The organism is Maribacter thermophilus, from assembly GCF_001020565.1.
Lineage (GTDB): Bacteria > Bacteroidota > Bacteroidia > Flavobacteriales > Flavobacteriaceae > Maribacter > Maribacter thermophilus.
In genome coordinates this window covers 674937-689886 of the sequence record NZ_LDAS01000001.1, presented here as the reverse complement: position 1 = coordinate 689886, position 14950 = coordinate 674937, and the positions used below count along the sequence as shown (strand labels likewise).

Annotated in this window: 17 protein-coding genes; 6 read left to right on the top strand and 11 right to left on the bottom strand. The window is 37.9% G+C overall.

Annotated elements, in window-relative coordinates:
• The first annotated feature begins 3 nt into the window (after positions 1-3).
• Positions 4-864, top strand: coding sequence for a DUF4249 family protein (locus tag AB657_RS02930; RefSeq protein WP_047245128.1), 861 nt, complete (start codon positions 4-6; stop codon positions 862-864).
• Positions 861-1097, top strand: a complete 237-nt coding sequence (locus tag AB657_RS02925) for a DUF6095 family protein (RefSeq protein WP_047245127.1) — start codon at positions 861-863, stop codon at positions 1095-1097. Before AB657_RS02930 ends, AB657_RS02925 begins: the two co-directional genes overlap by 4 nt.
• On the opposite strand, the gene AB657_RS02920 is transcribed toward AB657_RS02925, so the two are convergent.
• Positions 1098-1808: a DUF4294 domain-containing protein gene (locus AB657_RS02920; protein WP_052958607.1), complete on the bottom strand. Its 711-nt coding sequence runs from the start codon at positions 1806-1808 to the stop codon at positions 1098-1100.
• A gap of 104 nt (positions 1809-1912) precedes the next feature.
• Between AB657_RS02920 and AB657_RS02915 the strand changes: the two genes are divergently transcribed.
• The gene (locus AB657_RS02915; RefSeq protein WP_047245126.1) at positions 1913-3001 is read left to right on the top strand and encodes a M42 family metallopeptidase; all 1089 of its coding nucleotides are present in this window, start codon (positions 1913-1915) and stop codon (positions 2999-3001) included.
• A 106-nt stretch (positions 3002-3107) separates the two neighbouring features.
• Complete coding sequence (locus AB657_RS02910; RefSeq protein ID WP_047245125.1) at positions 3108-3659, top strand: NUDIX hydrolase; 552 nt, start codon at positions 3108-3110, stop codon at positions 3657-3659.
• Here AB657_RS02910 and hisS read toward each other — a convergent pair.
• The 5 genes from hisS to rpsF all read right to left on the bottom strand — a co-directional run bounded on the left by hisS (position 3654) and on the right by rpsF (position 6728).
• Complete coding sequence (hisS, locus tag AB657_RS02905; RefSeq protein ID WP_047245124.1) at positions 3654-5030, bottom strand: histidine--tRNA ligase; 1377 nt, start codon at positions 5028-5030, stop codon at positions 3654-3656. The two genes, AB657_RS02910 and hisS, sit on opposite strands and share 6 nt — an antisense overlap.
• A gap of 54 nt (positions 5031-5084) precedes the next feature.
• Complete coding sequence (locus tag AB657_RS02900) at positions 5085-5555, bottom strand: DUF6495 family protein (RefSeq protein ID WP_047245123.1); 471 nt, start codon at positions 5553-5555, stop codon at positions 5085-5087.
• A gap of 64 nt (positions 5556-5619) precedes the next feature.
• On the bottom strand, positions 5620-6072 hold the full coding sequence (gene rplI, locus AB657_RS02895; protein WP_047245122.1) for a 50S ribosomal protein L9: 453 nt from the start codon (positions 6070-6072) through the stop codon (positions 5620-5622).
• 12 nt (positions 6073-6084) lie between these two features.
• On the bottom strand, positions 6085-6381 hold the full coding sequence (gene rpsR, locus AB657_RS02890) for a 30S ribosomal protein S18 (RefSeq protein WP_047245121.1): 297 nt from the start codon (positions 6379-6381) through the stop codon (positions 6085-6087).
• A gap of 5 nt (positions 6382-6386) precedes the next feature.
• Positions 6387-6728, bottom strand: coding sequence for a 30S ribosomal protein S6 (gene rpsF / locus AB657_RS02885; RefSeq protein WP_047245120.1), 342 nt, complete (start codon positions 6726-6728; stop codon positions 6387-6389).
• Between the two features lie 238 nt (positions 6729-6966).
• On the opposite strand from rpsF, the gene AB657_RS02880 reads away from it, so the two are divergent.
• Entirely contained in the window at positions 6967-7659 is a 693-nt protein-coding gene (locus tag AB657_RS02880; protein ID WP_047245119.1) for a LytR/AlgR family response regulator transcription factor, read from the top strand.
• A gap of 62 nt (positions 7660-7721) precedes the next feature.
• On the opposite strand, the gene priA is transcribed toward AB657_RS02880, so the two are convergent.
• Genes priA through nadC form a run of 4 tightly spaced genes read right to left on the bottom strand, consistent with a single transcriptional unit; the run spans position 7722 to position 12447 of the window.
• Positions 7722-10178 (bottom strand): replication restart helicase PriA, encoded by a 2457-nt coding sequence (gene priA / locus AB657_RS02875; protein ID WP_047245118.1) that lies wholly within the window; start codon positions 10176-10178, stop codon positions 7722-7724.
• Between the two features lie 5 nt (positions 10179-10183).
• Positions 10184-10624 carry a DUF2147 domain-containing protein gene (locus tag AB657_RS02870; RefSeq protein ID WP_084696364.1) on the bottom strand — a complete coding sequence of 147 codons (441 nt, stop codon included), beginning with the start codon at positions 10622-10624 and terminating at the stop codon, positions 10184-10186.
• Positions 10621-11589 (bottom strand): YihY/virulence factor BrkB family protein, encoded by a 969-nt coding sequence (locus tag AB657_RS02865; protein WP_047245117.1) that lies wholly within the window; start codon positions 11587-11589, stop codon positions 10621-10623. The genes AB657_RS02870 and AB657_RS02865 overlap by 4 nt, the downstream gene beginning before the upstream one ends.
• Positions 11590-12447, bottom strand: a complete 858-nt coding sequence (gene nadC, locus AB657_RS02860; RefSeq protein ID WP_047245116.1) for a carboxylating nicotinate-nucleotide diphosphorylase — start codon at positions 12445-12447, stop codon at positions 11590-11592.
• A gap of 63 nt (positions 12448-12510) precedes the next feature.
• Here nadC and rlmH point away from each other — a divergent pair, with 63 nt between their 5' ends.
• The gene (rlmH, locus tag AB657_RS02855; protein ID WP_047245115.1) at positions 12511-12984 is read left to right on the top strand and encodes a 23S rRNA (pseudouridine(1915)-N(3))-methyltransferase RlmH; all 474 of its coding nucleotides are present in this window, start codon (positions 12511-12513) and stop codon (positions 12982-12984) included.
• Between the two features lie 2 nt (positions 12985-12986).
• On the opposite strand, the gene serA is transcribed toward rlmH, so the two are convergent.
• Complete coding sequence (gene serA, locus AB657_RS02850) at positions 12987-14879, bottom strand: phosphoglycerate dehydrogenase (RefSeq protein WP_047245114.1); 1893 nt, start codon at positions 14877-14879, stop codon at positions 12987-12989.
• Positions 14880-14950: the final 71 nt, after the last annotated feature.

Here is a 14950-nt window from a genome sequence, read left to right as displayed (position 1 = left end):
CATATGAAAAAGATATTCTATTTTCTGTGGACGATAGCCCTTTTGACCTCATGTGAAGACGTGGTAGATGTAGATACACCGACCGAACCTCCCAGACTTTCGGTAGATGCGGTTATAAGGCTGGATACAACGTTAACAAATACAACGGCACGCATTAGAATAAACCTAAGCAGCTCCTTTTTTGACAATAACGAACCATTATCGGTAAAGAGCGTCTTTATTCAAAATCTAGATTATACCCCCGAAGACCCTTCAAAATCAAATGTGCTGTTCTTTTTTGAAGTTGCCCCGGGCATTTACGAGGGCACAAAAGAAACTTCTTTTTTTACAACGGGTAAACTATCGCTCCAAATAGAGTATAACAAAGAGAAATATTACGCCGAAACGGAGTTTGTTCCAACATCGCCCATCAACAAATTGGAACAAGGAAACGAATCTTTATTTTCCGGTGACGAAACCGAGGTAATTATTAGTTTTACAGATGATGGCACCCGAGATGATTTCTACATTTTTGATTTTGATTTCAATGAATACCTTGTATCGGAAGATGAGTTTTATCAGGGTCAGGAATTTGAATTTTCATATTTCTATGGCGACAGTATAAAACCAGGACAAGAAATCGATATCAGTATATTGGGTGCGGACGAATCTTTTTATAACTATATGAATCAAGTCATCGTACAGTCATCAAGCGGGGAGCAAGGCCCTTTTCAAACCCCTGCGGCAACGGTAAGGGGAAACATTTTCAATATTACCGGCATAGAGGATATTGATGAGTTACAAAGTATAGAACAAACCAATAGCTTTGCCTTGGGATATTTTGCAGTTGTTCAAGAATTTAAACAAACTATTACAATAGAATGAGAACCGACAAGGAAATGATGTTGAAAGGATTAAAAAAATTGGGGTACACCTTGATCTTAATGTTTTTGGCCCCTTTTGTTATTTGGCAGGCTTTTAAAAATGAAGGCCACCCATTTTATTGGCCGGTATTGATTATCGGTATTATTTTGGCCATTGCCGCCGTATACATGGGATTTAAAGGCATTTCCACCATCGTAGACTCGCTTTTTGGAACAAAAAAACCTAAATCTTAGTTATTGGTTCTTTTGTTGGTGAACGTCCCTTTTTTTGGTAGGTTTCCTCCACTTGTTATACAATTCATCATAATTGTAATCTAAAACCGTTTCTTGCCTTTCCAATTTTCCGGACGCAAAAGCCCGTTGTAGGATATCCTCAATTAAATAATCCTCTTCTACCAAATCGGGATGAAACTCTTCCTTTATACTAATTTTAAAAAGTTTGGCCGTAGTATTATACCAAAAGGCCCTCCATCCATTTCTCAAATCCTTCACCAGATCAAATGCTGTGGATCCCGTTTGCCTATAAATTAGTTTTACCAATATCTGACCTTCAGTTCTTGTGAGCTTTTTTAATTCTTCCGAAAATTCCTCCTCTATATATTTCTGTACCTTTTTGGTATACTTTTTACGTTTTCTGGTTTTTGTAATTTTCGCCAAACTATCATTGAGTTCCACCAATCGCTCAGCCGCCAATTTTGCGTATGGGTAAACTTTATGTGTCTTTCTTCTAAGAATATAATACCTTAATTTTTCATCATAAGAAGAAAATTTAAGCTTTCCGAACACATAGGCCTCTTCAAGCGCAATTGAACTTTGCACCAAAGAATCTCCTGCTATGATTATCATTTTCTCGGATACAGAATCTAAAACCTGCTCCTCTACTTGCCCCATGGTTTTAAACATGGCAAGAATTACGATTATCAGAAAACAAGTATTTTTTCCCATACTCAAAATTTAAACAAAAGCCTTGCCAAAATTAACGATTATTGGCAGAGCATATTATTAAAAACAGGTGAATATTACTAAGTTTGTAGTTAAACAAAACATACATGGCTAAAAAAGATATCATCACAAAAGAATCTCTGGCATTTTTTGAAAAATACCTGAACAATGCAGCTCCTACCGGTTATGAATGGGAAGGGCAAAAATTATGGATGGATTACCTAAAACCATACGTAGACACCTTTATAACAGACACTTATGGCACAGCTGTAGGGGTCATAAATCCCGATGCCGACTATAAAGTAGTTATAGAAGGGCATTCCGATGAGATATCATGGTACGTAAACTATATTACCGATAACGGACTTTTATACGTTATTAGAAACGGGGGAAGCGACCACCAGATCGCCCCTAGCAAATGGGTAAACATACACACCAAAAAGGGCATCGTAAAAGGTGTTTTTGGGTGGCCAGCGATCCACACAAGAAAAAACGAGAAAGAAGAGTCTCCCAAACTGGACAACATTTTTATTGATATAGGTGCCAAGGATAAGGACGAGGTCGAAAAAATGGGGGTACACGTAGGTTGTGTCATCACCTACCCAGACACCTTCCATGTTCTAAACAATAATAAATTCGTGTGTAGGGCCATAGATAACCGTGCCGGTGGATTTATGATTGCAGAGGTGGCAAGATTACTGCACGAGAATAAAAAGAAACTGCCTTTTGGACTCTATATCACCAACTCGGTACAAGAAGAAATTGGCTTAAGGGGCGCCGAAATGATTACACAAACGATTAAACCGAATGTTGCCATCGTTACCGATGTTTGCCATGACACTACGACCCCTATGATAGAGAAAAAAACACAGGGACATACAGAAATAGGTGCCGGACCCGTTATTTCTTACGCACCTGCAGTACAGAACAAATTAAGAGAGCGCATTATAGAGACCGCAGAGTCCAAAAACATTCCTTTTCAACGTATGGCCGCCTCTAGAATGACAGGGACAGATACGGATGCTTTCGCGTATAGTAACGGTGGTGTTGCCTCCGCATTGATCTCTTTGCCATTGCGTTATATGCATACGACGGTAGAAACAGTTCATAAAGACGATGTAGAAAATGTAATCAGATTAATTTATGAAACGTTGTTGAATATAAAAGAAGGCGAAACTTTTAGCTATTTTGATTAAATAACAAAAAGGAAAACTAAATTGATATGAGGGCGAAGTCGAAATAAGAATTATTTTATCGGCTTCGCCCTCTTTTTAAACACCCGTATTCAACAATCTCTTTGCCATGGACGAACTTGTAGACATTTTATCGGAGAACGGAGAACCAACAGGTACAACCGCCATGAAATCAGAAGCTCACCGTAAAGGATTGTTCCATGCTACCGTTCACGTTTGGTTCTATACGGATCACAAAGAAATTCTTATACAACAAAGAGGAAAGAACAAAGATACCTACCCCCTACTTTGGGATGTTTCAGTAGCCGGACATGTGAGCGCAGGTGAAAGTATCGAAACATCGGCATTACGGGAAATTTCGGAAGAAATAGGACTAGATGATCTGCCTGCACATCAATTAGAAAAAATAGGAACCTTCAAATCATTACAAAAACACTCCGAAACATTGATAGATGCCGAATTTCACCACACCTATATATGCCTTTTACAAGCACCTTTAAGCAAACTTACAAAACAAGAAAGTGAGGTAGAGAAACTTGCCTTAATTCCCTTTGAGCAATTTAAAGAAGAGCTCTTACGGGCAGATTTTTCCCAGAAATATGTACCTCATGACCTTGATTACTACCGTACCGTGTTGGCCTCCATAGATCAACGTTTATAAGGTATCTATAAATTCTTGTGCATTATCTATGGAATAGGTCTTTTGCTCTCCACTCTCCATATTCTTCACAACAAAAGAACCATCTATCAATTCTTGTTCACCCAAGAGAATTACATAGGGCACATTTCTACTGTTGGCGTACTTAAACTGTTTGTTCAGTTTTGCCGCAGACGGATACAAATCGGCCTTTATACCGGCATTTCTAAGCACAGTAGTCAATTTAAGTGCCGCCATTCCTTCCATATTTCCAAAATTAAGACACAACACATCCAAAGACCTATCTATGGCCTCTGGAAAAAGCGAAAGCTCTTCCAACACCAAATAAATACGGTCCAGTCCGAAGGAAATACCTACACCACTAACATCTTTCAGCCCAAAAATTCCGGTTAGGTCATCGTATCTTCCTCCACCACCAATAGACCCCATGAAAACACCCTTTGGAGCCGACACTTCAAAAATAGCACCGGTGTAGTAATTTAGCCCCCTTGCCAATGTAACATCAATGGCAAGGTTAGAAGATTGCAGGCCTAAACTTGCAACTGCCTCCACAATAAAGCACAATTCATCCACGCCCTTACTACCTTCTTCAGAATCTTTTAATAGATCACCCAGCATTTGTAACTGGTCTACATTACTGCCACTTAAGTTAAACAATGGAGAAGCTTTTTCAATGGCCGTTTCGGAAATGCCCTTGGAAAGCATTTCCTTTTTGACCCCTTCTTCCCCTATTTTGTCCAATTTATCAAGAGCTACGGTAAAATCGACCAGTAAATCTTTTGCCCCTATAACCTCTGCTATACCGGCCAATATTTTTCGGTTGTTTAATTTTATAGTGGCGCCCTTTAATTGTAAATCGGTAAATACCGCATCGTAAAGTTGAATCAACTCTATTTCTTGAAGAAGCGAATTTGACCCAACAACATCTGCATCACATTGATAAAATTCCCTAAATCTTCCTTTTTGAGGTCTATCTGCCCTCCATACCGGCTGTATCTGATACCGTTTAAATGGAAAATTCAACTCATTTTGATGCATGACAACGTATCGGGCAAAAGGGACCGTTAAATCGTACCTTAGAGCCTTCTCAGATATCTTTGAGGTAATTTTTGCGCTATTTTTAGACTTATACAGCTCTTCATCTACTTTGGTCAGGTAATCTCCAGAGTTCAAGATCTTAAAGATCAAGCGATCTCCTTCATCTCCATATTTACCCATTAGCGTATCCGAGTTTTCAAAAGAAGGAGTTTCAATAGGTTGAAAACCGAAAATTTGAAAATGCTTTTTTACAATGTCGAAAATGTAATTTCGTTTTATGACTTCGGATGGTGTAAAATCTCTGGTCCCCTTTGGTATAGATGGTTTCTGTGCCATTAAAAAATTTCTTATAAGCTGTATTAAGGATTGAATAGACGGGCAAATATCGCTTTATCCGATCACTTTATCAAACCACTGGTACAATTCTCCTTTTGTTATTACGGCACCTTGTCGTATCAATTCAAATTTATCTTGATTACGATCTTCGGTATACGCTTTTGATGCGGTCATATAATCCACAAAATCAGATTGCCAATTTCTTTTAAACCAATCAAAACCAACTTTCGTGGTCAAATCTATTTCGGGGTTTAAAACCTTTACGGCAATCAACTTCATCTCTTTATCCGTCAAATGAAATAAATGCATTTGCTGTTTTGAGATATTTTCCAAATACTTCACTTTCGTCAATACACCCTCCCAAACCAGATCACTAAAGATATCCAGCTCTTCTTCCGCTACTTCCGGTTTGTTAGCCTTAATATCATCCCATTCACTTTTTGTAATGGACTGTGTTGCCAAAAAATTTATGAATTCTTGGTGAAGTTCCTCTAGTTGTTCTTTTGTAAGTCTTGTATATTTCATGAAAAGCAAAAACAAATAAGCCTTTCAGTTTCCTGAAAGGCTTAAACATTAATATTTCCTCAAATTATTTTTTTTCTGCGACTACTTCAAAAGCAAAGTCAACGATTACCTCTCTATGAAGTCTAATCTGAGCATTGTAAGGTCCGGTCCTTTTTACGGCACCACCTTGAATACTGATAAACTTCTTTTCTATGGTATGACCCTCTTTGGCAAGTGCCTCGGCCAAGTCATTATTGGTAACAGATCCGAATAATTTGTCTCCGGCACCTGTTTTAGCGGCAATTTTCAATTCCAATGCTTTTAGGGCATCGGCTACCTTCGTTGCAGCTTCAACAACTTTCTTTTCTTTGTGTGCTCTTTGTTTTAGGTTTTCTGCCAAAACTTTTTTAGCAGAAGGAGTTGCCATTGTCGCCAAGCCTTTTGGTATAAGGTAATTTCTACCATAACCGTTCTTAACATTGACCAAATCGTCTTTAAAACCTAAATTTTCTACGTCTTGCTTTAATATAAGCTCCATGATTCTTTTCTTTTATTTTAATAAATCACCAACATATGGCATTAACGCCAAATGACGAGCTCTCTTTACCGCTTGGGCTACTTTTCTTTGGTACTTCAAGGAAGTTCCTGTAAGTCTTCTTGGTAATAACTTACCTTGCTCGTTCACCAATTTCATCAAAAAGTCAGCATCTTTGTAATCAACATACTTGATTCCAGATTTTTTAAATCTACAATACTTCTTTTTTGTGTTGGTCTCAATGTTCAACGGGGTAAGATACCTTATCTCCCCATCCTTTTTACCTTTTGCTTGTTGTTGTAATGTTGACATAATACTTAAGCTTTAGCGGTTTTGTTTCTTGTTCTTCTTTTTTCTGCCCACGCAATCGCATGTTTGTCCAGTTTAACGGTCAAAAATCTCATAACGCGTTCATCTCTCCTAAACTCTTGCTCGTAAGGCATTATTACCTCACCTGCACTAGTAAATTCGAACAAGTGGTAAAAACCACTCTTTTTGTTTTGGATGGGATACGCCAATTTCTTTAGGCCCCAATTTTCTTTGGCTACCATTTTGGCTCCATTGTTAATTAAGAAATCTTCAAATTTCTTAACTGTTTCCTCTATCTGAACATCAGATAGAACGGGATTCAAAATGAAAACAGTTTCGTAATGGTTCATAATTATATTTTATTTTAAGGAGTGCAAAAATAGATATTATTTTAAAATAATTATAAGAAAAGGGAAATTTATTCGTTATACCTAGGAGAATATAATAAAATTGAACGAACCAAATCTTAAATAATCCAATGGTCATCGCCATTTACACAGATATTAAAGCATTGTTTACATCTTTTGTTGCAGTTGAACGTGTTTTTTCGGTTATTTGTCGATGATTTAACCCCACAAATCAGCCCTTATGAAATTAAGAAGTATTATCGTTGACGATTCGTCTATGCAGAGGATGGCCGTCGCAAAGTTGGTAAACAACCACCCCAACTTGGCCATGGTAGCGGAGTACAGTAATGCTATCGAAGCAAAAAACGGTATCAAGAACAATGAAATCGATTTGATTTTTCTTGATGTTGAGATGCCTATCATTACAGGATTCGACCTACTGGAGTCCCTGGAAAACAGCCCTCAAGTAATATTAATTACAGGAAAACCGGATTACGCCTTAAAGGCATTTGATTATGATGTAACCGACTATTTGCACAAGCCTATCACCATGGCACGTTTTGACGCCTCTGTAAAAAGAGCCGTTGCCAAATACGAGCAAATGAACAGGGTGGTCGAAGATGAAGAACACATCTTTGTTAAAAGCAACCTAAAGAAAAGAAAGGTTATTTTAAACGATATCAAGTGGATAGAAGCCTTGGGCGATTACATAAAATTGGTTACCGACGAAGCCAATATCGTAATTTTATCAACAATGAAATCTTTTGAAAAACAGTTGCCCCAAGATAAGTTTTTAAGAATACACAAGTCTTATATCGTTAACTTGGAAAAGGTAGAAAAATTCAATAGTAAAAATGTTGAGGTAAGCGGCAGATCTATTCCATTGAGTAGAAACAAGAAAACCGAATTGGCCGAGGCACTTAGTAACGTTTAACAGTGTATATGAATATATTTTACTTATTATAGAAAAAACCGCCAAATGGCGGTTTTTTTATTTTATATGTGATCTACGTTATATATGACCCGAACACTTCTATACATAGAAATGGCATTAAACGACTTTTCTATTCTTTTAATATTCCGTTTACTGCGTGCCAAAGAATCATTTTTTGAAATCTTGACCAAGATATGTTTCAAATATTGATTTCTGATTCGGGAAACCGGAGGATATTCTGGCCCTAGAACAGTTCCCCCGAAATTATTCCTCAAAGCACCGGCAAACCAATCGGCAGCCTCATTGAGAATGTTATAATTTTTATGCTTAAAAGTAATCTTAACCACCCTGTTTATGGGAGGATATTTATATTGCTCCCTTTCATAGAGCTGCTCTTTATACATTTCATCATAATCTCCGGTAGTTACCTGTTTTAATATTTGATGGTACGGATTGTAGCTCTGTATGATTACCTTACCCCTTTTTTTGGTTCTTCCCGCCCTGCCCGAAACCTGGGTCAATAACTGAAAGGCCTTTTCATGCGCCCTATAATCAGGGAAATTCAAAAGTGTATCTGCCTGCATAACACCTACAAGGCTTACATTTCTAAAATCCAGCCCCTTGGTAAGCATTTGTGTGCCTATTAATATATCGAGCTCTTGCTGTTCAAAAGAGGTAATAATCTTTTCATAGGCATGCTTGCCCCTGGTCGTGTCCAGATCCATTCTCCCCACCCTAACTTCTGGAAACAATTTTAAGACCTCTTCCTCTATTTGTTGGGTGCCAAAACCTTTAGTATCAAGATCGGGACTTCCACAGGCAAAGCAACTTTCGGGGAGTGCCGCGTGGTAACCGCAATAATGACACCGTATTTGCTTTCTGTATTGGTGATACGTCAAACTTACATCGCAATTGGGACATTGTGGTGTATGTCCGCAGGTCAAACATTCCAAAACAGGGGCATACCCCCTTCTATTTTGAAATAAGATTACCTGTTCACCCATATCTAAAGCTTCTTGTATCTCCTCCATCAAGCGTTCAGAAAAATGCCCTTTCATTCTCCTCTTGCGATGCGCCTCTTTAATATCAACCAACTCTATATCGGGCATTAAAACATTGCCAAAACGCCTGTTTATCTCAGCATAACCATATTTACCCGTTTTTGCATTGTAATAACTTTCTATACTTGGTGTAGCGGAGCCTAAAAGAACATTTGCCCTATGAAAATTGGCCAAGACGATGGCCGCATCTCTTGCATGATATCTTGGGGATGGATCAAATTGTTTAAAGGAAGACTCATGCTCCTCATCTACTATTAACAGCCCTAGATTTCTAAAAGGGAGAAACAAAGACGACCTTGCCCCTATTACTATTTGGGCCTTTGGCTCTTGGTTCAGCACATTGTTCCAAACCTCTACCCTTTCATGTACATTATATTTAGAATGATATACCGTGATCTTTTCCCCAAAATACTCTTGCAACCTTGATATGAGCTGAGTGGTCAAAGCGATCTCTGGCAATAGATACAGCACTTGTTTCCCCGTAGCCAAACAAGCTTCTATCAACTTTACATATACTTCTGTTTTCCCAGAAGAAGTAACCCCTTTTAAAAGGGTAACTTTTTTATCATTAAAAGACTTTTCTATATTCCGAAGGGCTTCTTTTTGATATTCGTTCAGGTCTTTTATAGCTGCATTGTAATCGGAACCGTCATAATTCACCCTATCTGTTCTAATAAAATATTCTTCCAGAATTTCCTTATCCACCAAAGCTTTGATTACAGCCTTTGAGCTATTACTAGCCTTCTCTAGATCTGCCACAGAAATAGGCTTCTTCGTCTGCCCCAACAACTGAAACAGGGCCAGCACGACTTGACTCTGTTTTGGTGCCCTTGTCAAAGATTCCAGCAAGGTTTCCAAAGATTCGTCGGAGGTGTATGCCTCCCCCAATCTTATGTACTTCACCAATTTTGGCCTGTACTGCTCAAAAACCTCCTCTTTTAAATGAATTACCTTTTTTTTCAATAATCTATTGAGTACCGGCAACACATTCTTCCTATCCACGATAACGGCCACTTCCTGTACTTTTAATACCGATTGATGCTGAAGCGCCTCAAAAACCAAAAATTCATCGTCTTTTAAATCGCTCTCTTTAACATCCGCCTCCATGTTGCGCAAGACCAAGGTCTCACTTTCAAGCAAGAAAGCGGAAGGCAGGGCACTTCTTAATACCTCGCCCAATGTACACATGTAGTATTCGGCGATCCACTCCCAATGTTGTATCTGTGTAACCGTAACTATGGGCTCATAATCCAATATTTGGTCTATTTCCTTAGCCTCGTATGCCTCTGGTGCTTTTTGATGCACGCTATGGACCAATCCCGTATATATTTTTGATTTGCCAAAAGGAACAGAAACCCTCATGCCGGGCTTTATCTCATTTGCCTGACCAGAAGTAACACTATAGGTAAACAGCCTTTCTAAGGGAATTGGTAATATGACATCTATAAAATGTGACATTATTTTTATTCTTCTACTCGCAACCAGGTTTGAGTACGGTAGATAAACGCAAGATACCCTCTTACTTTTAACTCATTGGGGTTATGGGGGTTCAACCATATTTTACAACGAAAAGTCATTGCTTGTTCGGGATCAAAAAGCCTTTTCCCCTTCCACTCCCCATCGCCATGCTTTTCGGCAGCGGTAATTATTTCCATGCCCACCACGGGTTTATCCTTTAGTTCACCTTCGCACTTATGGCAAGTTGCATCCTCCTTACCTTTTTCCAGTATCTTCTCTACAAAACCGTACATAAGCCCATCTTTTTCATAGATATTAATAATCCCTTTTGGATTACCTGTACGATCATCTATGGTTTTCCATTTACCAAAAACACTCTGTGCCGATACAAAGTTTGTAAGGCATACCATAAATAATACAAGGATACTTTTTTTATAATCTATCATTCTTTTTTACTGATTCTCCGTAAGGAATTTAATGATGCGTTCAACTCAAAACCAAGTAGCAATATATTGGAATTTAACCATATATAGACCATTAATATCAATAATCCCCCCAAAGCCCCATAAAGTTCATTATATCTGGCAAATTTTTCAACATAAATACCGAACAAATATGAAGTCAACAAAAATAAAATCGTTGTCATTAAAGACCCAACGGAAAAGAAACTGGCCTGTTTACCCTCTTTTGTACCAAAATAGTAGAGAACGGCCGTCGTGAAATAAGAGAGTATAACAAAGAAAAGAACTTTTGCTATCTGCACCCCGATAATATCATCGTCACCCAATACATAACCACCTTGTTTTGCCGCAAACTCGGTTAAATAGCCCAGCACATAAAATTCGAAATATACATATGCAATAAAACCGACGATTATTAAAATTGCCAATATTAACCCTACCATCAATGCATATAGATATTGTCTAAAAAAGTTACGTCTCAACTCTATGTGGTAAGAGGTCTCAAATCCTCCAAAGATAGAATTTACACCATTGGCAATCAGAAATATCGAAAGCAAAAATGCCGATGACAACAATCCTCCCCGTTTTTGATCTTTGATCTGCTGAAACACTTCCCCGAAGTAATCTCCTGTCGCATTAGGTAAAAACGATTCTAAAAAAATTTGAAACTCTAGCTCAAAATCCGCATTTTTGATACTGACGTAGTCTACCAAATATGGCACGAGGGTAACCATAAAAATCAACAAGGGGAACAATGCCATAAAAAGACTAAAAGAAATGGCACTTGCCCTTGAGGATAGGGCACCTTGCACGATCCCGCTAACATACATCTCCATTAGATCATAAATGGACAATCCCTCAAATCCCGGTAACTTTATTCTTTTTAATAATTTAACGAGCTTGTTTATAATCGGTATTTTATCCAGCTTCTCTTCTATCTCTGCAGACATTTACACAGCTTTTAGACTTAGGTCCATGTTATAAACAGAATGCGTTAGGGCTCCCGAAGAAATATAATCTACGCCACATTCCGCATATTTACGAATGGTTTTCTCATTGATTCCACCAGACGATTCGGTTAAACACTTATTACCGATCAACCTTACGGCCTCTCGGGTATCTTCATAATTAAAATTATCTATAAGTATGCGGTATACACCTTCGGTTTTTAAAATCTCCCTTATTTCTTCAAGATTTCTTGCTTCTACAATAATTTTAAGATCTCTTCCTGTTTCTTTTAAATAAGCCTTTGTTTTCTCTATGGCCTTCGTGACCCCACCTGCAAAATCTATATGATTATCTTTTAGCATTATCATATCATAGAGCGCAAACCTATGATTTTCCCCTCCCCCTATTTTTACGGCCCATTTCTCTAACGCTCTTATTCCAGGTGTTGTTTTTCTGGTGTCCAGTATTTTAGTTCCAGTACCGTTTAAGAGGCCCACAAAAAAGTCTGTTTTTGTAGCTATTGCACTCATTCGTTGCATGGCATTTAACACCAACCTTTCCGCTTTTAATATACTTTGCGATCTTCCTTCTACATAAAAAACGATATCGCCGTATTTTACCCTTGCGCCATCTTCTATTAAAGTAGTTACCCTCAAGTCCTTATCAACATACTCAAAAACCTGTTTTGCTAATGCCACACCCGCAATAACACCTTCGTCCTTCACCAATAATTTAGCTTTACCCGTAGCCTCTTCTGGAATACAGGCCAAAGAACTATGGTCTCCATCCCCGACATCTTCCCTGATCGCATTGGCTATTATCCCCTTTATTTCTTTATCAAATTGTTCTTGCGTAATCATAATTATAACTTGTTATATGCTAAAATACGAATCCATTTTGTGAAATTGATTTACTTTTGAAATATGACGATTAAACTACTGGCCATAGGCAAAACCGATAGTTCTGAATTACAAAACCTTATAGACCTATACGAAAGGCGATTGGGGCATTATATAAATTTCGAAATAGAAATTATTCCCGATTTAAAGAAAACCAAAAACCTTACTGAAGATCAGCAGAAGACAAAAGAAGGGGAATTGATCTTAAAACAACTCTCCAATACAGATGTTTTGATTCTTTTGGACGAAAAAGGCAAACAGTATACCTCTATAGAGTTTTCTACCTATTTACAAAAGAAGATGAACTCAGGTATAAAGCAATTGGTATTCTTGATCGGAGGACCTTATGGTTTTAGCCAAGAAATATACAATAAAGCCGCCGGTAAGATCAGTCTTTCAAAAATGACCTTCTCTCACCAAATGGTTCGATTATTCGTGATAGAGCAGATCTACCGAGCTTTTACCATTTTAAGAAATGAGCCTTATCACCATAAATAAGACTAGTACAATACCCTAAATTTAATTGTATTCTCTACCTTTTTAAGGGCCTTGATCACATCTTTGTTGTATTCTTTGTCCAAATCGGTAATTACATACCCCACTTCGCTATCGGTAGAAAGGTACTGGCTTGATATATTAAGTTCATATTTCGCCAATACTTCATTGATCTTTGCCATGATTCCCGGTACATTTTTATGTATGTGCAAAAATCTATGAACTTTATTCTGTTTCGGCAACCTTATATTAGGAAAGTTAACCGCATCTACCGTATTACCAGAGTTAATGTAATCCATTATTTTATTGGGCACAAAATCGGCAATATCTCTCTGGGCCTCCTCTGTACTACCACCAACATGAGGTGTTAATATAACATTTGGAAAGCCCTGCAGCTTAGTTTTAAATTCACCGTTACTTCTTGGCTCCTCAGGATACACATCTACTGCCGCCCCTGCAATCTTACCACTTTCGAGACCTTCTGCCAAAGCATCTATATCGACCACAAAACCTCTTGAGAGATTGATCAACATAGCCCCTTTCTTCATTTGGTTTATTTCCCTGGCCCCAATAAAGTTCTTATTGGCCTTATTATCATCTACATGAAGGGTAACTACATCTGAAACACTCAATAAATCCTCTAACGTATTACATTTTACCGCATTACCAATAGCAAGTTGATCGTTAACGTCATAGTAGTACACTTTCATACCCATAGCTTCCGCCAATACGGACAATTGTTTACCTATGTTACCATAACCTACAATACCTAGGTTCTTACCACGCACTTCACGGGACCCTGCAGCAGTTTTTTGCCATTGTCCGTTATGTATTTCCGAACTTCTGGCAAAGACGCTACGCATTAACATTATAATTTCTCCTATGGCCAATTCTACGACCGATCTTGTATTGCTATAGGGAGCATTAAAAACAACCACTCCTTTTTTCTTGGCATAATCAAGATCTATTTGTGTGGTACCGATACAAAACGCCCCTACAACCAATAATTTTTCTGCAGCGTCCAACACCTTTTGGTTAACCTGTGTCTTTGATCGGATACCCAAAACATGGACATTTTTAATTTTCTCTATCAATTCCTCTTCCGGAAGACTATGTTTTACCAACTCAACAGAGAAACCATCTTTAGATAGGTTCTCAAAAGCTGCCGGGTGCACATTCTCCAATAAAAGGATCTTAATTCTGTTCTTTGGGTAGGATATATTTCTTGGCAAATCGTTCACAAATAAAAATTCATCTAAATTAGGGGCAATATGGTCGGCTTTGTTTGCAGCTTTATCTCTATGCACATTTTCTGTATATGCAAAAAACTTATCTGCAATTCCCGCTTCCCTCATTACATAATCACTATAGCCGTCTCCAATGACCTGAACCTCTCCGTCCAAGTTCATTTGCTTTAGGCATTCTATTTTTCCGTTATGATGAGATAATACATTATGCTCATCAAAACCGATAATGTTTCCGTCCTTGTCAAACTTAAATGTATTTGCATACACTCTTTCGGACGGTATATTGTACTCTTCTACAATAGGATCTATAAACTCTTTGAATCCACATGATATAACATAGATATCATCTGAATATTTTTCAAAAAACTCTTTGTTAGAGGCAATCGATTTTGATATTTTGTGTCTAAGCTCGTTCACCAAACCATCTAAATGATCTTTGTGGGCATTTAACAACTTAATTCTTCGCTCTAACGACTCTGTAAAGGAAATATCCCCATCGATACCAAGATTGGTTATATTTTGGATCTCGTTGATGATTTCCTCCTTGTTGGATTTACCTTCCAATGTCATTTCGGCCAATACATCCAAGGCCTCTACCCTAGTTAACGTACTGTCAAAATCAAATACATACTTTCTGCCTGTTGCAACCATTTTTACTTAGAATCTCTGTTTTTGAAAACCAAGGCGTAAAAGTAAAAATTATATTTGTTTGATCTTACTCA